The 20,706-nt window shown below is 70.2% G+C and carries 15 protein-coding genes and 1 pseudogene; 7 read left to right on the forward strand and 9 right to left on the reverse strand.

Going from position 1 to position 20,706, the window contains the following annotated elements:
- Positions 1–13: 13 nt before the first annotated feature.
- Positions 14–1,410, forward strand: a pseudogene (gene hydA, locus IPK37_16860) (dihydropyrimidinase).
- A gap of 19 nt (positions 1,411–1,429) precedes the next feature.
- On the forward strand, positions 1,430–4,078 hold the full coding sequence (gene xdh, locus IPK37_16865; protein QQS00482.1) for a selenium-dependent xanthine dehydrogenase: 2,649 nt from the start codon (positions 1,430–1,432) through the stop codon (positions 4,076–4,078).
- Positions 4,079–4,189: 111 nt separating this feature from the next.
- On the opposite strand, the gene IPK37_16870 is transcribed toward xdh, so the two are convergent.
- From IPK37_16870 to ygeW, 5 genes are all read right to left on the reverse strand, one after another.
- A complete protein-coding gene (locus IPK37_16870; protein ID QQS00483.1) occupies positions 4,190–4,552 on the reverse strand; it encodes a TraR/DksA C4-type zinc finger protein in 363 nt (120 codons plus the stop codon).
- Positions 4,553–4,888: 336 nt separating this feature from the next.
- Positions 4,889–6,166, reverse strand: coding sequence for a PLP-dependent lyase/thiolase (locus tag IPK37_16875; GenBank protein QQS00484.1), 1,278 nt, complete (start codon positions 6,164–6,166; stop codon positions 4,889–4,891).
- Positions 6,166–7,101 carry a carbamate kinase gene (locus tag IPK37_16880; GenBank protein QQS00485.1) on the reverse strand — a complete coding sequence of 312 codons (936 nt, stop codon included), beginning with the start codon at positions 7,099–7,101 and terminating at the stop codon, positions 6,166–6,168. Before IPK37_16880 ends, IPK37_16875 begins: the two co-directional genes overlap by 1 nt.
- 76 nt (positions 7,102–7,177) lie before the next feature.
- Positions 7,178–8,425 (reverse strand): YgeY family selenium metabolism-linked hydrolase, encoded by a 1,248-nt coding sequence (locus IPK37_16885; GenBank protein ID QQS00486.1) that lies wholly within the window; start codon positions 8,423–8,425, stop codon positions 7,178–7,180.
- 94 nt (positions 8,426–8,519) lie between these two features.
- On the reverse strand, positions 8,520–9,710 hold the full coding sequence (gene ygeW, locus IPK37_16890; GenBank protein ID QQS00487.1) for a knotted carbamoyltransferase YgeW: 1,191 nt from the start codon (positions 9,708–9,710) through the stop codon (positions 8,520–8,522).
- A 105-nt stretch (positions 9,711–9,815) separates the two neighbouring features.
- On the opposite strand from ygeW, the gene IPK37_16895 reads away from it, so the two are divergent.
- Positions 9,816–10,556, forward strand: coding sequence for a hypothetical protein (locus IPK37_16895; protein ID QQS00488.1), 741 nt, complete (start codon positions 9,816–9,818; stop codon positions 10,554–10,556).
- A 178-nt stretch (positions 10,557–10,734) separates the two neighbouring features.
- Here IPK37_16895 and IPK37_16900 read toward each other — a convergent pair whose 3' ends face one another.
- The 3 genes from IPK37_16900 to IPK37_16910 all read right to left on the reverse strand — a co-directional run bounded on the left by IPK37_16900 (position 10,735) and on the right by IPK37_16910 (position 16,373).
- On the reverse strand, positions 10,735–11,772 hold the full coding sequence (locus tag IPK37_16900; protein ID QQS00489.1) for a dihydroorotate dehydrogenase-like protein: 1,038 nt from the start codon (positions 11,770–11,772) through the stop codon (positions 10,735–10,737).
- On the reverse strand, positions 11,769–15,410 hold the full coding sequence (gene nifJ, locus IPK37_16905) for a pyruvate:ferredoxin (flavodoxin) oxidoreductase (GenBank protein QQS00490.1): 3,642 nt from the start codon (positions 15,408–15,410) through the stop codon (positions 11,769–11,771). Before nifJ ends, IPK37_16900 begins: the two co-directional genes overlap by 4 nt.
- A 135-nt stretch (positions 15,411–15,545) precedes the next feature.
- On the reverse strand, positions 15,546–16,373 hold the full coding sequence (locus tag IPK37_16910; protein QQS02963.1) for a methyltransferase domain-containing protein: 828 nt from the start codon (positions 16,371–16,373) through the stop codon (positions 15,546–15,548).
- Between the two features lie 163 nt (positions 16,374–16,536).
- Between IPK37_16910 and IPK37_16915 the strand changes: the two genes are divergently transcribed.
- From IPK37_16915 to IPK37_16925, 3 genes are all read left to right on the forward strand, one after another.
- On the forward strand, positions 16,537–18,567 hold the full coding sequence (locus IPK37_16915; GenBank protein ID QQS00491.1) for a threonine--tRNA ligase: 2,031 nt from the start codon (positions 16,537–16,539) through the stop codon (positions 18,565–18,567).
- Between the two features lie 77 nt (positions 18,568–18,644).
- Positions 18,645–19,118 carry a GNAT family N-acetyltransferase gene (locus IPK37_16920; protein QQS00492.1) on the forward strand — a complete coding sequence of 158 codons (474 nt, stop codon included), beginning with the start codon at positions 18,645–18,647 and terminating at the stop codon, positions 19,116–19,118.
- Between the two features lie 96 nt (positions 19,119–19,214).
- On the forward strand, positions 19,215–19,424 hold the full coding sequence (locus tag IPK37_16925; GenBank protein QQS00493.1) for a hypothetical protein: 210 nt from the start codon (positions 19,215–19,217) through the stop codon (positions 19,422–19,424).
- 50 nt (positions 19,425–19,474) lie between these two features.
- On the opposite strand, the gene IPK37_16930 is transcribed toward IPK37_16925, so the two are convergent.
- A complete protein-coding gene (locus tag IPK37_16930) occupies positions 19,475–19,924 on the reverse strand; it encodes a nitroreductase family deazaflavin-dependent oxidoreductase (GenBank protein ID QQS00494.1) in 450 nt (149 codons plus the stop codon).
- A gap of 223 nt (positions 19,925–20,147) precedes the next feature.
- On the opposite strand from IPK37_16930, the gene IPK37_16935 reads away from it, so the two are divergent.
- Entirely contained in the window at positions 20,148–20,696 is a 549-nt protein-coding gene (locus IPK37_16935; GenBank protein ID QQS00495.1) for an HIT domain-containing protein, read from the forward strand.
- The last annotated feature ends 10 nt before the right edge of the window (positions 20,697–20,706 follow it).

Genomic DNA, 20,706 nt, shown 5'->3' on the forward strand with positions numbered 1-20,706 from the left:
GAAGGCGGAGACGATGACGACGTTGCTGCGTGGCGGCCAGGTGGTCGCGGCCGAGGGGTCGCGACGCGCCGACGTGCGCATCGACGGCGACGTCGTCTCCGCCGTCGGCGACCTGGCACCAGCGCCGGGGAGCAGGTCCTCGATTGCGCCGGCTGCCTGGTGCTGCCCGGCGGCATCGACAGCCACACCCACCTGGACCTGGAGTGCGGGCCGGGCCTGACGACCGCCGACGACTTCGCCAGCGGCACCCGTTCCGCCGTCGCCGGCGGCACCACCACGGTGCTCGACTTCGCCACCCAGTTCCACGGCGAGACGCTGGCCTACGGGCTGGCGCGGTGGCACGCCAAGGCGGCCGACGTCGCGTCCTGCGACTACGGCTTCCACCTGGCGATGACCGAGTGGAAGAACGAGTTCGCCGAGCAGATGGGTGCGGCGGTCCAGGCGGGCGTCACCTCGTTCAAGCTCTACATGGCCTACCGGCATTCGATGATGGTCGAGGACGACGAGATCCGCGCGGCCCTGCGGGCCAGCGCGGCCCTCGGTACCACGATCGGGTTCCACTGCGAGAACGGGCGCCTCGTCGACGCGCTGGTGCAGGAGTACGTTGCGGCCGGCCGGCACACGCCGTACTATCACCGCGCCTCCCGACCGGCGGAACTCGAACGGGAGGCGATCAACCGGCTCGGCGTGATCGCCACCCCGCTGGACGCCCTGCACTACGTGGTGCACCTGTCCTCCGGCGGTTCGCTGGCGGAGATCCGGGCGGCGCGGGAGCGCGGGGCGCGGATGGTCGTCGAGACCTGCCCGCAGTACCTGGTGCTGGACGGCTCCCGTTACGGCGAGCCCGACGTCGATGAGCTGGCCAGCCGGGCCTATGTGATGAGCCCGCCGCTGCGGACGCCGCAGGACAACGACCTGCTGTGGGACGCGCTGGCCGACGGCACCATCCAGTTCGTCGGCACCGATCACTGCTCGTTCACCCTGGCGGGCCAGAAGGCCGCCGCCGAGGACTTCGCCCACACCCCCAACGGCGGACCCGGGCTGGAGCTGCGGCTGCCGCTGCTCTACACGTACGGCGTGGCGGCCGGGCGCCTGAGTCTCGAGCGGTTCGTGGCGGTCACCGCGACGAACGCGGCCAAGTACTTCGGCATGTACCCCCGCAAGGGCGTGCTTGCTCCAGGCAGCGATGCGGACGTCGTGGTCTACGATCCCTCCCACGAGCGAGTGGTGCGGCACGCCGACCTCCACGACGCCACCGACCACTCGCCGTACGAGGGATTGCGGCTGACCGGCCGCGTCCGCGACGTCTTCCTCCGGGGGGCTGCCGTCGTCCGCGACGGTGAGCCCACCGACCACCGCCCCGCCGGCCGGTTCGTGCCCCGCGGGCTACCCGACCCACACATCAGCTGAGCGAGTCGAAGGAGTGCAGATGAAGCTACGAGTGAACGGCCAGGAACACGAGGTCGACGGCGACCGCATGCTCGTGCACGCGCTGCGCGAGGTCATCGGCACCCTGTCAGTCAAGGTGGGCTGCGACGACTCGACGTGCGGGACGTGCATCGTGCTCGCCAACGGCAAGCCGGTGAAGGCCTGCAACCGCCCCGCCAAGCAGTTCGAGGGCCAGGACATCCTCACGGTCGAGGGCCTCTCCGAGCGGGAGAAGGACGTCTACGTCCACACCTACGGCGAGACCGGTGCCGTCCAGTGCGGCTTCTGCACGCCGGCCATGGTCATGGTGTCGAAGGCGCTGCTCGACAAGAACCCCGAGCCGGGCCTCGACGACGTCAAGAAGGCCATCCGCACGGACATCTGCCGGTGCACCGGCTACCGCCAGATCTTCGATGCGATCCTCATGGCCGGCGACATGCTCCGCAGCGACGCCGCCGTGGAGACCTCGAACGAGCGGCAGCGGCTCTCCGACCGCGCGCACCGGCCCGACGTCGCGGACAAGGTGCTCGGCACCGGCAAGTTCGCGGACGACGTGCGGCTGCCCGGGATGGTGTTCGCCAAGGCGCTGCGCTCGCCCTCGCCGCGCGGGCTCGTCAAGGCCATCGACACCACGGCGGCCAAGGCGCACCCGAACTGCCTCGCCATCCTGCTTGCGGAGGACGTGCCGGAGAACAAGATCGGCCACATCAGCAGCGACTGGGACGTGTTGATCCCGGTGGGCACCGAGACGCGCTACACGGGCGATGCGTTGGCCCTGGTCGCCTCCGACGACCAGGACAAGCTCGACGAGATCATTGCGCTCATCGAGCTCGACTACGAGTCCCGCCCGCCGGTCACGTCGCCGCAGGAAGCGCTGCGCCCCGACGCGCCCCTCATCCACGAGAACGGCAACGTGCTCGACATCGAGCACACCAAGCGCGGCAACGTCGACAAGGCGCTGCGCGAGTCCGCGCACACGGTCACGCACAAGTTCGCGACGCCGTGGCAGGAGCACGCGTTCATGGAGCCGGAGTGCGCCGTGGCGGCCCCCGACGGCGACGGCGGCGTGCGGATGTGGACCAGCTCGCAGTCGGTGTACGACGAGCAGCACGAGATCAGCCGCATGCTCAAGCTGCCGCTGGACAAGGTCCGCAGCCAGGCGACGTATGTCGGCGGCGGTTTCGGCGGCAAGGAGGACATGAGCGTCCAGCACCACGCCGCGCTCATGGCCTGGCACCTGAAGAAGCCGGTCAAGGTGAAGTTCACCCGCACGGAGTCGCTGAACTACCACGTCAAGCGGCACCCGATGCACATGGAGTTCACGGTCGGCTGCGACGAGAAGGGCAAGCTCACGGCCTGCCGCGTGGTCATCCTCTCCGACACGGGCGCCTACGCCTCGCTCGGCGGCCCGGTGCTGCAGCGGGCGTGCACGCACGCCGGCGGCCCGTACGCCATCGAGAACTTCGAGGTCCTCGGCATGGCGCTCTACACGAACAACGTGCCGTCCGGCGCGTTCCGCGGGTTCGGGGTCGTGCAGAGCCAGTTCGGGATGGAGACCTGCGTCAGCGAGCTGGCCGAGAAGGTCGGCCTGGACCCGTGGGAGATGCGCTACCTCAACGTGGTGCGGCCCGGCGACTCGCTGCCGAACGGCCAGATCGCCGACGAGTCCACGGGCATCGCCGAGGTGCTCGAGGACCTCAAGGGCGACTTCTACGCCAACCCCGAGGCCGGCCTGGCCATCGCGCACAAGAACACCGGCGTCGGCATGGGCCTGAAGGACACCGGCCGGTGCATCCTCTCCGTCGAGGACGGCAAGGTCCACATCCGGACCTCCGCGTCCTGCATGGGACAGGGCGTCGGCCAGGTCTGCGTGCACGTGCTCTCCGAGACCGTCGAGCTGCGCCCCGACCAGATCGTCTTCGAGCTGCCGGACACCTCGCGCACCCCCGACTCGGGCACCTCCACCGGATCGCGGCAGACCCTGTTCACCGGCGAGGCCACCCGCCTCGCGGCCGTGCAGCTGCGCGACGCCTTCACCGCGGTCGATGGTGACCTCGCGCGGTTGGAGGGGCAGGAGTGGTACGGCGAGTTCTCGCCGGAGACCGACGTGGTCGACTCGCCGAAGGAGAACCCGGTCAGCCACGTGGCCTACGGCTACGGCGCGCAGATGATCACGCTCAACGAGAAGGGCGAGATCGACAAGGTCCTCGCCGTCTATGACGTCGGCACCGTCATGAACGAGCAGTCCGCGGTCGGCCAGATCGAGGGCGGCGTGATGATGGGCATCGGCTACGGGCTCACCGAGGAGTTCGTGGTCGAGGGCGGCGTGCCGCAGACCCGCTACGGCAAGCTGGGCCTCATGCGGGCCGACAAGATGCCCGAGGTCGAGGTGCGCTTCGTCAAGGGCCCAGGGGTGTTGCCGTACGCGTACGGCGCCAAGGGCATGGGCGAGATCTGCCTGATCCCGACGGCCCCGGCCGCCGCGTGGGCGTACTACAAGCGGGACGGCAAGCGCCGGTACTCCCTGCCGCTGCGGGGCACGGCGTACAAGAAGGAGGAGCCGAACACCTTCGGCGGTCCGCAAGCGACCTTCGGTGCCCCGGCCACCGCCGCGGCCGGCGCCCCGACGGAGGCCGCCTCGAAGCACTAGGCGCAAGAACGAGCAAGCGGTACGCCGGGAGCCGTGGGCACCCGGCGTACCGCCGTCTGCGCAGCTTCGTATGGGGGAGCCCGGACTGGTCCGGAACGCCAGGCGGGCGGGTCAGGCTCGGGAGCGTTGCGCGCACGACACGCAGCGATTCGCCGAGGGTCGGGCGGCGAGCCGGTCCGCCGGGATCGGGCGGCCGCAGTCGAGGCACGCGCCGTCCCAGCCGGCCCGCACGCGCGCCAGCGCGGCGTCGATCTCCGCCAGGTGCCGGGCGGCGGCCTCCGCGGAGGACGCCGCGGCCGCTCGTTCCCAGGCGAGCGTGGATCCCTCGGGGTCGTGCTCGTCGTCGGTGTCCGCATCGCCACGCGCGTCGGCGTACGCCCGTGTCGTCTCCTCGAACTCGGCGACCCGCCGACTCACCTCGGAACGGGCCTGGGTGAGCGCGGCCACCAGGTCAGCGCGCGGAACGGTGGTCATCCCGGGAGACTACGACGACCGCTCACAGCACGTCGACGCGAACGCCGGGCGGGGCGCCGCGCGCCATCCGGGCGTCGCGGGTGACCAGGGGACGTCGAGAGCCTCGGCGAGCGCGATGGAGGAGGCGTCGTTCGCGAGGAGTCGACGTAGATGGGCAGTGAGGCAGATTGCCCTCTGCCGTCGCCTTCGCCTTGAGGCGGTCGCGCACGTGCTCATCCACATCTGGAATCTGCACCAAAACGCCCATGCCATCCACTGCGCACGACATGCACAGTGGATGGCATGGGGTCAGCTCCACGCCGGGTGGCGTGGAGCACCAAGGACGCGGGGCGCCCGCTACCGCCGGACCCCGGAGAAGACGACGACGACCCGCTCGCCGGGGCGGACGCCGGTGCCCGGACCCCCGCCGGGCAGCAGCGCGGCCAGACCCGCCGTCCCCGTGGGGGACACCGGCAGGCCCAGGGACTGCACCAGCTCGTCCGCCGCGACGACCTGCTCCTCCGCCACGACGATGGGGTGGCCGCCGGAGGCGCGCATGACCGCGATGTCGGCCTGCCAGTCGTAGGTCTCGTCGTCGAGGATCCCGTCGGCCAGGCTGTGCGGGTCGTCCCAGGGCGTCATGAATTCCGACCACCGGGAGCCGAGCTCGCCGACGGGCACGGCGGCCGCCAGTTCCCAGGCGCGGGCCAGCGGGGCGCCGCCCTCGGTCTGGACCGTGTCGAGCCGCACGCCCGAGCCCAGGCCCCAGCCCATGCAGGCGGCGAACGCGCCGCCGCCGACCTGGACCAGCACGCGGGTGCCGGTGGGGTCGCCGCCGAGCACATCGGCGACCTCCCAGCCGATGCTGCGCCCGCCGTCGAGGCACAGGCCGTTCTCCGGGCCCTGCACGCTGAACGGGATGGCGCCGGCCGCAACGGCCTCGCGGAACGCGAAGACTGCCGGGTCGCCCGGGACCCCCGGCGTACGGCCGCAGGGGTGCACCCGCGCGCCCAGGTCGGCCAGCGTCCGCAGCACGGCGGGGCTGGCCGTCTCGGGCACGTACACCTGGATGGGCCAGGACGCCGCGCGCGCCAGCGTCGACGCGGCGATGGCCGCGTTGCCGCACGAAGCGATCGCGAGCGGCCGCCGCGGCCCCTCGACGAGCCCCAGCTCCTCGCAGGCCCGTAGGTGCAGCAGGATTCCCACGAGGTGGCGCGCCTTGTGCGAGCCGCCGACGTTGCCCGTCTCGTTCTTCACCCAGACGTCGGCCCCGAGCTGCTGCGACAGCGCCGGGTGTGGCGCGCAGGGCGTCACGTGGAACCCGGCCGCCACCTGGCGGGTCAGCTCGATGCAGCGCTCCGGCGTCATCCCGTGCGCCCGCGCGAAGGCCCACCACGCCAGCGAGGGACCGTACGCCACGAACGGACTCGGGTCCTCGATCACCTCGGGGTCGGGGCCGTCGACCACGGGATGCAGGACGTGGTGCGCGTCCCCCGGTGCCGCCGCGGGGCAGCGCCACGGGTAGACCTCCTCGATGGGCACCGACCGCCCGCAGGTCGCGCACCGATATCCGGTCACCACCCCACGACGTACGCCGTTCGGGGGCGCCGACGTGGCGTCCGGGGCCGCGGGCATCAGGCCACGACCCAGGTGCCGGTCTCGCCGCGCAGCCCCTCCACCAGCTTGTCGAGGGAGGTGATGAGCGTCTTGCGGTTGGGGCCGGAGCGGACGAAGTCCATGGCCGCCTGGATCTTCGGCCCCATCGACCCCTCGGGGAACTGACCCTCGGCCATCCACGCCTCGGCCTGCGCGAGCGTCATCTGGTCGACGTCGCGCTGCGTCGGCGTGTTGAAGTCGACGGCCACCTTCTCGACCCCGGTCAGGATGACCAGGTCGTCGCATTGGGTGTCGGCGGCCAGCAGGATCGACGTACGGTCCTTGTCGATGACCGCGTCGATGGCCTTGTACCAGTTGTCGCGGAACACCACGGGGATTCCGCCGCCGCCGCCGGCGATCACGACGTGGCCGCTGACCACGAGGTGACGCACGGAGTCCTGCTCGAGGATGCGCTGCGGGATGGGGGAGGCCACGACCTCGCGCCAGCCGCGGCCGGAGTCCTCGATGAAGGTCTTGCCGGTCTTGGCGACGTAGTCGTCCGCCTGCTCCTTGGTGAAGAAGGCCCCGATCGGCTTGGTCGGCCGGGAGAACAGCGGGTCGTCCGCGTCGACCACCGCGCGGGTGATGACCGTGACCACGGTCTTGTCCTCGATGCCGTGCGCGTGCAACTGGTTCTCGATGGCGTTCTGCAGGTGGTAGCCGATGTAGGCCTGGCTCATCGCGACGCACTCGGACAGCGGGACGACGCGGTCGTCATGCGCGCCCGCCTTGCCCAGGTCGATCGAGGTCTTGATCATGCCGACCTGGGGGCCGTTGCCGTGGCACACCACAACCTCGTGACCGTCGGCGATGAGGCCGACGAGGGGCTTGGCGATGATCCCGACCGTCTCGACGAGCTCGTCGAAGTCGGTGCCCAGGGCGTTGCCGCCCAACGAGACGAGAATGCGCGACATGGATGAGTCCTTCCGATGAGACGACTTCGGGGCGGTTCCCGTCGGGAACCGCCCCGAAGCGGGTGGGCGGGGTGAATCAGAGCTGGCTGACGAGCGTCTTGGCGTCGCCGGAGGCGGCCATGTGCTCGACGTACAGCGAGGGCAGGCACGCGTACAGCGCCGCGCAGCGGACCAGGTCGTCCTTCCACTGCAGCTCGTTCGGGGCGTGCGCCTGGGCCTCCTTGCCGGGGCCGAAACCGATGGTCGGGATGTGGTGCCGACCCGCGGTGGCGACGCCGTTCGTGGAGAACGTCCACTTGTCGACGCGCGGCTCACCGAACAGGCCCTGGTGCGCCTCGACGGCCGACTGGACCTCGGGGGAGTTCTCGGGGATGACCCATGTCGGGAAGTAGCACTGCTGGCCGTATTCCTTGCCGGTCCAGGCGGTGCTCTTGTAGTCGTAGCAGAAGACGCGCGCGCCCCACTTCTGCACGCTCGGCAGCGCCTTGATCTCCTCGATCGCGCCTTCCCAGGTCTCGCCGTCGGTGAGGCGGCGGTCCAGGGAGATCGCGCAGGAGTCGGCGACGGCGCAGCGGCTCGGGCTCGTGAAGAAGATCTCCGAGGTGGTCACGGTGCCCTTGCCGAGGAACTCGTCGACGTGCAGCTTGTCGTTGAGGTCGCGGATCTCCAGGAGGATCTCGGCCATCTTGTAGATCGCGTTGTCGCCGCGCTCGGGGGCGGAGCCGTGGCAGGAGACGCCGTCGACCTCGACGCGGATCTCCATGCGGCCGCGGTGGCCGCGGTAGATGCCGTGGTCGGTGGGCTCGGTGGAGACGACCAGGTCGGGCTTCTCGTTCTCTTCCTCGATCAGGTAGAGCCAGCACATGCCGTCGCAGTCCTCTTCCTGGACCGTGCCGGTGACCATGTAGGTGAACTCGTCGGAGAGCAGGCCCAGGTCCTTGGCGACCTTGCCGCCGTAGACCGCGGAGACGACGCCGCCGAGCTGGTCGGAACCACCGCGGCCGCCGATGACCTCGTCGTCCTCCATGCCCTCGAACGGGTCGAACTTCCAGTTGTCGATGTTGCCGACGCCCACGGTGTCGATGTGGCCGTCGAAGCAGACGACCTTGCCGCCGGTGCCAAGGTAGCCGATGGCGCTGCCCAGGCCGTCGATGCGGGTGCGGTCGTAGCCGAGCTTGTCCATCTCGGCGACGATGAGGCGCGCCTTGGCCTCCTCCTCGCAGCTGGTGCCCTTGTTCTTGATGAGGGCCCGCAGGAAGCGGGTCATGTCCTCGCGGTAGCTCTCCGCTACTTCGTTGACGCGTGCGTAGTCGATGTCGGCCATGGCTTGTTCTCCTTCATTCGTACGTCGTGGGGACGCCGCAGGGGGTCGGGGCGGGCGACGGGCGGCGTCGGTTGTCCGGCGCCCGCCCCGAGCCTCACTGGCGCCAGCGGGGGGCGGCGTTCGACAGCAGGTCGTTGAGCTTGGCGATCGGGTCCTTGACCTTCTGCAGGAAGATCATGGCCGCGATCGAGTACGGCTTGTTGCTGGCCTCCTGATACATCGGGACGCGATAGCGGGAGAACACGCTCTCCTCGACCTCGCCCTCCTTGCAGGACAGCCCGGTGATGTCGGCCGGCAGCGGGTGCATGTACAGGCCCTTGCCGTCCTTCGTCGACTTCATCAGCTCTTCGGTGGTGGTCCAGTCCTTGAACTCGGCGTTCTGGGCCAGCAGCCGCTTCTCCAGGGCCTTGATGCCCTCGGTGTCGCCGTTGCCGTAGAGCTCGGTGCGCTCCTCCATCGCGGCGAACGGCGCCCAGCTCTTCGGGCAGACGATGTCGGCACCGTCGAAGGCGTCGGCCATGTCGTTGGTGACGCGGAAGGAGCCACCGGTCTGCGCGGCGTACTTCGCGGCGACGTCCATCGGCTCCTGCATGACGTCGTAGCCCTTCGGGTGGGCCAGCACGATGTCCATGCCGAAGCGGGACATCAGGCCGATCATGCCCTGCGGCACGGACAGCGGCTTGCCGTAGCTGGGGGAGTAGGCCCACGTCATCGCCAGCTTCTTGCCCTTGAGGTTCTCCAGCCCGCCGAAGGTGTGGATGAGGTGCAGCAGGTCGGCCGTCGACTGGGTCGGGTGGTCGATGTCGCACTGCAGGCTGACGAGGGTGGGCCGCTGCTCGAGCACGCCCTCCTTGTAGCCCATCTGGACGTACTCGGAGAAGGCCTGCATGTAGGTGTGGCCCTTCCCGATGTACATGTCGTCGCGGATCCCGATGACATCGGCCATGAAGGAGATCATGTTGGCGGTCTCCATGACCGTCTCGCCGTGGGCGACCTGGGACTTGCCCTCGTCGAAGACCTGCTCTTCCAGGCCGAGGAAGTTGCAGGCCGAGGCGTAGGAGAACCGGGTGCGGGTCGAGTTGTCGCGGAACAGGCTGATGCCGAGGCCGGAGTCGAAGATCCGGCAGCTCTTGTTCTGCTCCCGCAGCCCACGCAGGGCGTCGGCGACGGCGAGCACCGCGCGGATCTCGTCGTCCGACTTGTCCCACGTCAGCAGGAAGTCGTCCTGGTAGAGACTCGAGAAGTCGAGCCCTTCGAGCTTGGCGATCTGCTCACGTACGTCCATGGGACCCCGTCAACTCCTTTGACTCCGGTGTTGGTCTCTCTAACTATGGCAAGAGTCTAGCCTTCTTCTGGTGGCGGGGGCAAGGATCTGTTTAGTATTGATGTCATGGACTTCGCCCTGACCCAGGCACGCGAGGATGCGGCCGCGATCCTGGCCAGTGCACCCTCGGTGCTCGCGAAGGCCGCCGCGTTCGTCACTGGCGACGGACCCGAGCCCCAGATCGACTGGGCGAAGATCGCCTACCTCGCCAGCCAGAACGTGCTCTCCAGCGGGGACCGGGCCTTCCTCGGCATCTGCGCCGAGATCGCGGGATTCAACCCCGACCTGCGCCACCCCGACCAGACCTTCGGCGCCCGCTGGGATTCCCTTGACGGCCAGCACCAGTCGGTCATCGCCAGCGTGTTGACCCAGTCCTCGCAGACCAAGCAGTCCCGGGAGCGCGAGATCCTGGAGCAGCTCGGCGTGCCGTCGGCGTACCCCTCCGTCCCGCGTCCGCAACTCGTCCGCGTGCGGCTTGGGCCGGACCATCCGGCGGTGACGAACGACGCCCTCGGCCGGGAGCGGGTGGGCTATCGCGAGGGCGCCTCGCCGCACGAGACGTGGCTGCGCGGGCGCGGCGTCTGGCGCATGCAGGCCGACCGCGTCATCGCCTCGCAGTGGCTGATCGTGGCGCATGCGGGGATCGTGCGCATGGTGGGGACGATCGACGGTCTCACCATCCACGGCGACCGTATCGCCATCATCGGGCAACCTCTGCCCGACCATCCGTTCATCGGGGAATCCGACCCGCTGGACAACAACAGCCAGAACCCGGTGGCGTACGGCGACATGAACGACGTCACCTGACGAACCGCCGCCGCGCGGCGGCGCTGTGCCGGGGGACGTGGGGGAAGGGCTCGTCGCCAAGCTTGCCCGGGTTGCCGGACATCAGCCGACGTCACCCGTACGACGTGCCGGGGGCGGGTTTCCCGAAAGGAAACCCGCCCCCGTTCGTACGCCGTCGCCGGCGTCTGTTTCAGCTCGCTCAGCGGTCCGGGGTCCAGGACTTGATGGCCTCGACGTACTGAGCCCGCTCGAACTCACCGGGGTTGTCGACCGAGGTCGAGCTCATGCTGCCGCGCAGCTGCTGCACCGAGCTGTAGTCCCGCTCGGCCATCCAGTCGCGCGCGCCGTTGACCAGCTCGGTCATGACGCCGGGCCCGCGCTGCAGCAGGGCCGAGGCGACGCACGCCACGTCCGCGCCGACCAGGAGCGTCTTGATGACGTCCTCGGCCGAGTGCACGCCGCCGGTCGCCGCCAGGCTGAGCTGCGGCAGCTGGCTGCGCAGGATCGCGATCCAGCGCATCCGCACCCGGAGCTCGCCCGGGGTCGACAGGGCGACCTTCGGGTGGACCTGGAACTCGGCCAGGTCGATGTCCGGGCCGAGGAACCGGTTGAACAGGACCAGGCCGTCGGCGCCGGCGTCCTGGGCGCGCTTGGCGAAGTTCGACAGCGCCATGTAGTTCTGGCTGATCTTCACCGCCAGCGGCGCCGACAAGGCCTTCTTCACCGTCTCGATGATGGAGAGGTACTGCGACTCCATCGTGTTCGCATCGAGGTTCGGGTCGGTGTTGACGCCGTACAGGTTGAGCTCGACGGCGTCGGCTCCCGCATCGGCCAGGATCTTGGCGTACAGCGCCCAGCCGCCCTGCTGGGTGCCGTTGACGCTGGCGATGACGGGGATCTTGAGGGCGTCCTTGGCCTCGCGGACGAGGCGGACGTGCCGGTCCGTGCCGAGGCCGGAGGTGTCGACCTCGGCCAGGGGCGCCGAGTCGAACTCGGCGAACTCCCCGCCCATGTCCATGAGGTCCAAGACGGCCATCTCTTCGGCCTCGACCTCCTCCTGGAACAGGCTCGGCAGGACCACCGCGGACGCACCCGCCGCCTCCAGCGCGAGCATCGACTCCACGGTGCGCGTGGTCGGGTTAGCCGACGCGATCACCGGCCCGGACAGGTTCAGGCCGAGGTAGCTGGTCGACAGGTCGGGACCAGCGCTGGTGTCGGGGCTGCTCGTGGCGGTCATGACTCATCCTTGGTGACGTTGCCGGGCTGGGGAACCTTTTCGGGCTCGGGGCCCTCCTCGGGCACCGGGATGCCTACCGTGTCGCCGGGCAGGACCCGCTCGACCCCGGCGATCTGGCTGTAGTAGCGCCAGCGCTCGTCGACGTCCTGCTGGGCGAGCCGGAACAGCTCGTCCGCCCGCTCGGGGTGGGACCGCTTGAGCATCGCGAACCGCGCCTCGCCGGTCATGAAGTCCGACACGGCGCCCACCGGGGCCTTGCTGTCCAGGTGGAACGGCTGGGTGTGCTCCTCGTCGCTGGGGCGGAACCGGTAGAGCGGCCAGTACCCCGTCGACACCGCGTCACCCTGGTGGGTCATCGACGTCTCCATGTCGATGCCGTGGGCGATGCAGGTCGAGTAGGCGATGATCAGGCTCGGCCCGTCCCACGCCTGGGCCTCCTGGAAGGCCCGGATGGTCTGCTGCTGGTTGGCGCCCAGCGCGACCTGCGCGACGTAGACGTTGCCGTAGGCCTGGGCGATCATGCCGAGGTCCTTCTTCGGGGTCGCCTTGCCGGAGGCCGCGAACTTGGCCGCCGCGCCCCGCGGGGTCGCCTTGGAGGCCTGGCCACCCGTGTTGGAGTACACCTGCGTGTCCAGCACGAGCACGTTGACATTGCGCCCCGAGGCCAGGACGTGGTCCAGGCCGCCGTAGCCGATGTCGTAGGCCCAGCCGTCGCCGCCGATGATCCAGATCGACTTGTCGACCAGCTCGTTGGCGAGGGTGAGCAGCGCCTTGGCGATCGGCTCGTCCATGCCGGCCAGGGCGGCCTTGAGCTGCTCGACCCGCTCGCGCTGAGCGGCCAGGCCGGCCTCGTCGGACATGTCCGCGTCGAGGATGCCGTCGACCAGCTCGGCGGGCAGGGCGCCGCGCAGCTGCTCGACGTACCGCCGTGCCTCGCTGTTCTGCTGTTCCCACGCGAGGCGCATGCCGAGACCGAACTCGGCGTTGTCCTCGAACAGGCTGTTGCTCCAGGCCGGGCCGCGGCCGGCGGCGTTCGTCGTCCACGGGGAGGTCGGCAGGTTGCCGCCGTAGATCGAGGAGCAGCCGGTGGCGTTGGCGATGACCATGCGGTCGCCGAACAGCTGGGTCAGCGTCTTGATGTAGCCCGTCTCGCCACAGCCCGAGCAGGCCAGGCTGTATTCGAAGAGCGGCTGCAGCTGGCTGACGCCCTTGACCTGGTCCATCCGGACCGCGGTGCGGTCGACCTCTGGGATGTCGAGGAAGAAGTCGAAGTTGTTCCGCTCCACCTCGAGGTGCTCGCGCCGGTTGCGCATGTTGATGGACTTGTGCTTGACCTCGGTCTTGCTGCGGGCCGGGCACACGTCGACACACACGCCACAGCCGGTGCAGTCGTCCGGGGCGACCTGGACGATGAGCTTGTGGTCCTTGAGGCTGCGGTCGTTGTACTTCTTCGACTGCAGGGTCTCGGGGGCCTCTTCCAGGGCGTCGGACGGCATGATCTTGATCCGGATCGCGGTGTGCGGGCAGGTGATCGCGCACTTGCCGCAGTCGATGCACAGGCTCGGGTCCCAGATCGGGATCTGGTCGGCGATGCCCCGCTTCTCGAACTTGCTCGTGCCGGTCGGCCACGTGCCGTCCACGGGCAGCGCGCTCACCGGGAGCAGGTCGCCCTCGCCGCGCAGCATGGTCGCGGTGACCTGCTGGACGAAGTCGGGGGCCGCGTCGGGCAGCGGCGGCATGCGGTGCATGTCGCCGGCGACACCGGCGGGGATCTGGACCTCCTCGAGGGCGTCGATGGAGGCATCGATCGCGGCCCAGTTGCGCTCGACGACAGTGCGCCCGCGCTTGCTCCCGTAGGACTTCTCCACCGAGGCCTTGATCCGCGGGATCGCGTCCTCCTGGGGGACGACCCCTGAGAGGTAGAAGAAGCACGGCTGCATGACCGTGTTGATGCGCTTGCCGAGGCCGGCCTTGTGGGCGACGTCGAGAGCGTTGATGACGTAGAGCTTCAGGCCCTTGTCGATGATGACCTGCTGCACCTCGACGGGCAGGTTCTCCCACGTCTCGGCCGCGGAGAAGGGGCTGTTGATGAGGACCTTGGCGCCCTTCTTGGCGATGTCCACGGTCCGCATCTGGCCCAGCATCTCGAACTGGTGCACGGCGACGAAGTCGGCCTCGTCGATGAGGTACGCCGCGTCGATCGGCTTGGACCCGAAGCGCAGGTGCGACACGGTCGTCGCGCCGGACTTGCGGGAGTCGTAGACGAAGTAGCCCTGGGCGTAGCGGCCGTCGTCCTCGGCGATGATCTTCACCGAGTTCTTCGACGCGCCAACCGTGCCGTCCGAGCCCAGTCCGTAGAACACAGCGGTGAGGGACTCGGCGTCGGGCCGGAAGTCGGGGTCGTAGTCCAGCGACAGGTGGGTGACGTCGTCGACGATCCCGACCGTGAACCGCTTCTTGGGGCTGTCCGACTTCAGCTCGTCGAAGACGGCCTTGGCCATCGCCGGCGAGTACTCCTTGCTGGAGAGGCCATAGCGCCCCGCGATGAGCCGCGGCATGAACTCGAACCTGCCGGGGTTCTCGGACAGCGCCACGAGGACGTCCTGGAACAGCGGGTCGGCCGTCGCGCCGGGCTCCTTGGTCCGGTCCAGGACCGCGATGCTGCGCACGCTGGCCGGCAGGGCCTCCAGCAGCGCCTCGGTGGGGAACGGGCGGTAGAGGCGGACGGCGAGGACGCCGACCTTCTCGCCGGCGGCGTTGAGGGCGTCCACCGTCTCGCGGGTGGTGCCGAAGCCGGAGCCCATCATGATGACGACACGGTCGGCGTCGGGGGCGCCGTAGTAGTCCACCAGGTGGTATTCCCGGCCGGTGAGCTCGGCCAGCTCCGCCATGCATTCGGCCACGATGGCCGGGGCGGCGTCGTAGAAGACGTTGCAGGCCTCGCGGGCCTGGAAGAACGTGTCAGGGTTCTGTGCCGTGCCGCGCACCGTCGGCGCGTCGGGGGTGAGGCCGCGCTGGCGGTGCGCGACGACATCCTCTTCGCGGATCAGCGAGCGCATGTCCTCGTTGGACAGCAGCTGGATCTTGTTGACCTCGTGGCTGGTCCGGAAGCCGTCGAAGAAGTGCATCGCCGGGATCCGGGAGCGCAGCGTGGCCGCGTGGGAGACCATCGCCAGGTCCTGGGCCTCCTGCACGGAGCTGGAGGCCAGCATCAGCCAGCCGGTCATCCGGGCGCTCATGACGTCCTGGTGGTCGCCGAAGATCGAGAGCGCGTGGGTCGCCAGCGTGCGGGCGGCCACGTGGATGACGGCGGGCGTGAGCTCGCCGGCGATCTTGTACATGTTGGGCAGCATGAGCAGCAGGCCCTGCGACGCGGTGAAGGTCGCGCCGAGCACACCCTTCGTGACCACACCGTGCAGCGCGCCGGCGGCGCCGGCCTCGGACTGCATTTCCACGACCTCTGGGACGGCGCCCCAGATGTTCGTGCGACCGGCGGCGCTCCAGGCATCCGCCGATTCCCCCATCGCGGAGCTTGGCGTGATGGGATAGAGCGCGATGACTTCGCTGAGCGCATGGGCGACGCGGGCGGCGGCATCGTTGCCGTCCATAGTTGCCCAACGCGTCGGTGATGTGTGCATGTGACAGCCTCCTCGCGTCGAGATAGCCGCAGTCTTCCACGGTTAAGTCTGCTTGTCACGGGCGATTGTCTAGCTGTCTTTAGCCAAAGTATGGGGACCTAGGGCCCTGGGTGAACGACCGTAAACCCTGTTGACTTAGCGGGAGCTGTATTCCCGCACCACGACGGCGAGTTCGACGTCGACCACGGCCGGGAGGGCCGCCACGGCGGTGGCAACCTCCTGCGGCGAGCGGTGGAAGGCAGCCGGCCCCATCAGCGCCAGATGCCCCAGGTCGGCATGGGACAGCCGCAGCACCCGCCGTACGTCCCGGCGGCGCCGCTCCACCAGCCCCGCGGCCGCCAGGCTCGCCGCGAGCCGCTCGTCCTTGTCCGGCGCGATCGCGAGCATCCCCAGGGCCTCTCGCACCGGGTCGAGATGGTCCGGCGCGGGCGTCGCGACCAGCACGGCGCCCCCGGGGGCCAGGACGCGGGCGATCTCTGGACCGTTCCGCGGCGCGAAGAGGCAGGTGGCGACGGCGACCGAGGCGTCGCGCACCGGCCACCGGCCCGTCGCGTCGGCCACCACGGCCGCGAGCCGCGGATGCGCGCGGGCGGCGCGCCGGATCGCGGCCGTCGAGGAGTCGAGGGCCAGACCGTGCCGCGCCGGCAGGTGGTCGAGCAGGCGGGCGGCGTACCAGCCCGGTCCGGCGCCGATGTCGAGCAGTACGCCGGGTGCCGGCACCGACTCGGCCAGCTCGGCGACCGCGGCGGCGATGGGCGCGTAGTGCCCGGCGGCGAGGAACGCCAGCCGGTGGGCGACCATGTCGGCGGTGTCGCCGGGGTGGCGATGGCGGCCGGCGAGGAGACTCACGTGGCCCTGGCGCGCCACGTCGTACGCGTGACCCGCCGGGCACACCAGCCGAGGCGGGGCGTCCTGCGGGGGATCCGCACGCAGCCCGGCGCCACAGACCGGGCAGGCGAGCAGCGGCGCGACGTCGGCCAGCACGCGGTTCACCCTACGACGCGCGGGCCAAACCCGTTCGGAGCGGGCCTGGTCCGGCGCTTAGGCTGGGGCGGGGCGCCCGTCGTACGGCGTCCTGCCCGCGCCGGGGCCTGTCGTCGGCGCACCGCGAGCAAGGAGTACCGCCGTGTCTGCCCAACCCCAGATCACCGTGTCCGTCGCCGGAGAGCCCCGCCAGGTGCCGGCCGGCACCACGGCGGCCGACCTGTTCGCGGACGACCGGCGCATCGTCGTCGCCCGCATCGGCGGGGAATTGCGCGACCTCACCCACGAGCTCGCCGACGGCGACGCGGTGGAGGGCGTCGACATCGCCAGCGACGACGGCCTGTATGTGCTCCGGCACTCCTGCGCCCACGTCATGGCGCAGGCCGTCCAGGAGATCAACCCGCAGGCCAAGCTCGGGATCGGTCCGCCGGTGCGGGACGGGTTCTACTACGACTTCGACGTCGCCGAGCCCTTCACCCCCGAAGACCTGAAGAAGATCGAGAAGGTGATGCAGCGGATCGTCAACGAGGGGCAGACGTTCTCGCGGCGGGTCGTCGCCGACGAGGCGGCGCGCCAGGAGCTGGCGGCCGAGCCGTACAAGCTCGAGCTCATCGGGCTCAAGGGCGGCGGCATGAGCGAGACGCAGGCCGCCGCCGACGCGGACTCCGGCGTGGGCGTCGAGGTCGGCGAGGGCGAGCTGACGATCTACGACAACCTGCGCCGGGACGGCAGCCGCGCCTGGGGTGACCTGTGCCGCGGCCCGCACATCCCGACCACCAAGCTCATCGCCAACGGCTTCAAGGTGATGCGCTCGGCGGCGGCGTACTGGCGTGGCGACCAGAAGAACGCCCAGCTCCAGCGGCTATATGGGACCGCGTGGCCGAGCAAGGACGAGCTGAAGGCGTATCTGGACCGGCTCGCCGAGGCCGAGCGGCGCGACCACCGCAAGCTCGGCGTCGAGATGGATCTGTTCAGCTTCCCCGACGAGATCGGGTCCGGCCTGGCGGTGTTCCACCCCAACGGCGGCATCGTGCGGATGGCGATGGAGGAATACAGCCGGCGCCGGCACATCGAGGAGGGCTACGACTTCGTCAACACCCCGCACCTGACCAAGGGGCACCTGTTCGAGATCTCGGGGCACCTGGACTGGTACGCCGAGGGCATGTTCCCGCCCATGCACGTGGACGAGGAGCGCGACGCCGACGGCAACGTCAAGCGGGCCGGCCAGGACTACTACCTCAAGCCGATGAACTGCCCGATGCACAACCTGATCTTCCGCTCGCGCGGGCGGTCCTATCGCGAGCTGCCGCTGCGGCTGTTCGAGTTCGGCACCGTCTACCGGTACGAGAAGTCGGGCGTCATCCACGGCCTCACCCGGGCCCGCGGGTTCACCCAGGACGACGCGCACATCTACTGCACCCGCGACCAGATGAAGGGCGAGCTGACCAGCCTCCTCACGTTCGTCCTCGACCTGCTCAAGGACTACGGCCTGGACGACTTCTACCTGGAGCTGTCGACGAAGAACCCGGAGAAGTTCGTCGGGGACGACGCCACCTGGGAGGAGGCCACCGAGGTGTTGCGGCAGGTGGCCACCGAATCGGGTCTGGAGCTGGTGCCCGATCCCGGCGGCGCGGCGTTCTACGGGCCGAAGATCTCGGTGCAGGCCCGCGACGCGATCGGGCGCACCTGGCAGATGAGCACGATCCAGGTCGACTTCAACCTGCCGGAGCGGTTCGGGCTGGAGTACCAGGCGGCCGACGGCACGCGGCAGCGGCCGGTCATGATCCACCGCGCGCTGTTCGGCTCGATCGAGCGCTTCTTCGCGGTGCTGCTCGAGCACTACGCGGGGGCGTTCCCGGTGTGGCTGGCGCCGGTGCAGGTCACCGCCATCCCGGTGGCCGACGAGTACAACGCCTATCTGGGCGAGATCGCGGAGCAGTTGCGCGCGCACGGCGTACGGGTCGAGGTCGACGCCAGCGACGACCGGTTCCCCAAGAAGATCCGCACGGCGAGCAAGTCCAAGGTGCCGTACGTGCTGATCGCGGGGGAGGAGGACCGCGCCGCGGGTGCGGTCAGCTTCCGCTACCGCGACGGCTCGCAGGAGAACGGCGTCCCGGTGGCGGCGGCGGTGGAGAAGATCGTCGAGGCGATCCGGACCCGCGCGCAGGTCTAAGCCGTACGTCCCGCAGCGCGGGCTGCCGTCGGGGCCTTCCCCTGTCGCGGCATGTGCCGTTGTGCTTTCATGCAGGGGTGAAGGCCGGTCAGGCGCAGTTGACGCAGGTGGCCCGGGCAGAGCCACCCGACGCGTTCGCGCTGGCCGCGCTGGAGCTGCAGCTCAACCGCGAGCAGGGCCGGGCGGGCGAGGCGGGCTTCCTGGACCGGTACGCCGACGCGTGGCTGGCCGAGCGCGACCGGCGTCCCGCATGGCTCGCGACCTCGCTCGACGGCAGTCCGCTCGGGGCGATCACGCTGTTCGTCGTCGACGGGCTGCCCCGGCCGGGTCGGCTGTCGCGGCCCTGGGTCCACATCACCAACCTGTACGTCACCCCGGGCGCGCGGCGCTGCGGCATCGGCGATCGGCTGCTGCGGGCCGGCCTGGACTGGAGCCGGGACAACCGCGCGCTGTGGGTGCAGCTGTCCGCGACCTCCGCGGGTTCGGGGCTCTACCGCCGGGCCGGATTCGCGCCGGCCGAGTCGCGGCTGCACCGGCTCGATCTGCCCTGATCCTCGCCGGCTCAGGTGCCCTCCGCCCAGGGTCGCAGGACGGATTCAGACCGCGGCCCGATGCCGGTGCCGTCGTGCCCGCGATGGACTGGGGTCATGACGATCGACAAGACGCCCCTCACCCAGTTCGGTTGGCTGCGCGCCAGCCTGTACACGGCGCTCACCCTGGCCATCTGGCTCATCCTGGACCTGCTGCTGCTCCCGTGGAAGGACGCCGAGATGCCGGGCTTCCTGCTCGCGGTGGCCTGCGGGGTGGCGATGGAATACCTCCGCCGGGACCGGGCCCGCAAGGCCGACGGACAGTGAGCCGCGCCTTGCTGGGCCAGGTGCGGCGGACGGGGGGCGCGCGGCCGTGGTTAGGCGTCCGGGCTGCTCGCGGGCTCGCAGACGAACACCGGGATGAGGCGGTCGGTCTTGGTCTGGTACTCGGCGTACGGCGGGAACCCCGCCACGCAACGTTCCCACCACTGCTCCCGCTCCGCGCCGGCCAGCTCCCGGGCGACGTAGTCCGCGGACGTCGTGCCGTCCTGGATCTCGATGTCCGGGTTGGCGACGAGGGAGTGGTACCACTGCGGGTGCGCGGGCGCGCCGCCCTTCGAGGCCACCGCGGCGTACCGGCCGTCGTGCTCGATGCGCATGAGGGGTACGCGGCGCAGCAGGCCCGATTTGGCGCCTCGGATGGTGAGGACGACCACCTGCATGCCGCCGACCGCGACGCTGCGGGTGTCGCCGGTCCGGTCGATCTCGGCGAGCTGGTCGGCCTGCCAGCCCGGCAGGGGAGTGGCGTAGTCACCGTGCAGAGGCATGCCGCCCACTCAACACGCTGAGCGGGCGGCCTCACAAGCCCCGCCACCGCCGTCAAGCCCGCCAAGCCCCGCCAATCCCGCCAAGCCTCGCCAATCCGCGGTTCGAACCGGTACCACGGAGGCCGTGTCGGAGCCCGTTGCGGGGCCATCGCCTCCGCGCTGGTATCCGCACGGGCCGGCCCCGACGCGGCTGGCGCGGCGCGCGGGGTTCTAGGATCGCCGCATGGACGACGCGCTGCCCGGGCCCGAGTCCCCCGACGGTTTCCCCCGCGTGGCGGACGGTTTCGAGCGGCTGTGGACCCCGCACCGCATGGCCTACATCACCGGCGAGAAGCCGGCTGGCGACGCCGGCGAGGGCTGCCCCTTCTGCACGGCGCCCGGGCGAGACGACGCGGAGGGCCTCATCGTGCACCGCGGCGAGCTGTGTTTCGTGGTGATGAACCTGTTCCCGTACAACCCCGGGCACGTGCTGATCTGCCCCTACCGGCATGTGGCGGCGTACGTCGACCTCACCGACGAGGAGACTGTGGAGTTCACGGCCCTGACCAAGGCCGCCGTGCGCGCCCTGCAGAAGGCCTCGAATCCGCACGGCTTCAACCTGGGCATGAACCAGGGCGGCGTCGCGGGGGCGGGCGTGGCCGCGCACCTGCACCAGCACGTGGTGCCGCGCTGGGGCGGCGACGCGAACTTCCTGCCGATCATCGCCCAGACCAAGGCGCTGCCCACGCTTCTGGAGGATGCGCGTCGGGCGCTAGTTCAGGCGTGGACCTGATCTGGGCGCG

Origin of the sequence: Austwickia sp., assembly GCA_016699675.1 — a bacterium.
GTDB lineage: Bacteria > Actinomycetota > Actinomycetes > Actinomycetales > Dermatophilaceae > Austwickia.

Coding starts and splice junctions, on each gene's coding strand:
- xdh (QQS00482.1), top strand. CDS start 1,430: ATGAAGCTACGAGTGAACGGCCAGGAACACGAGGTCGACGGCGACCGC.
- IPK37_16870 (QQS00483.1), bottom strand. CDS start 4,552: ATGACCACCGTTCCGCGCGCTGACCTGGTGGCCGCGCTCACCCAGGCC.
- IPK37_16875 (QQS00484.1), bottom strand. CDS start 6,166: ATGCCCGCGGCCCCGGACGCCACGTCGGCGCCCCCGAACGGCGTACGT.
- IPK37_16880 (QQS00485.1), bottom strand. CDS start 7,101: ATGTCGCGCATTCTCGTCTCGTTGGGCGGCAACGCCCTGGGCACCGAC.
- IPK37_16885 (QQS00486.1), bottom strand. CDS start 8,425: ATGGCCGACATCGACTACGCACGCGTCAACGAAGTAGCGGAGAGCTAC.
- ygeW (QQS00487.1), bottom strand. CDS start 9,710: ATGGACGTACGTGAGCAGATCGCCAAGCTCGAAGGGCTCGACTTCTCG.
- IPK37_16895 (QQS00488.1), top strand. CDS start 9,816: ATGGACTTCGCCCTGACCCAGGCACGCGAGGATGCGGCCGCGATCCTG.
- IPK37_16900 (QQS00489.1), bottom strand. CDS start 11,772: ATGACCGCCACGAGCAGCCCCGACACCAGCGCTGGTCCCGACCTGTCG.
- nifJ (QQS00490.1), bottom strand. CDS start 15,410: ATGCACACATCACCGACGCGTTGGGCAACTATGGACGGCAACGATGCC.
- IPK37_16925 (QQS00493.1), top strand. CDS start 19,215: ATGACGATCGACAAGACGCCCCTCACCCAGTTCGGTTGGCTGCGCGCC.
- IPK37_16930 (QQS00494.1), bottom strand. CDS start 19,924: ATGCCTCTGCACGGTGACTACGCCACTCCCCTGCCGGGCTGGCAGGCC.
- IPK37_16935 (QQS00495.1), top strand. CDS start 20,148: ATGGACGACGCGCTGCCCGGGCCCGAGTCCCCCGACGGTTTCCCCCGC.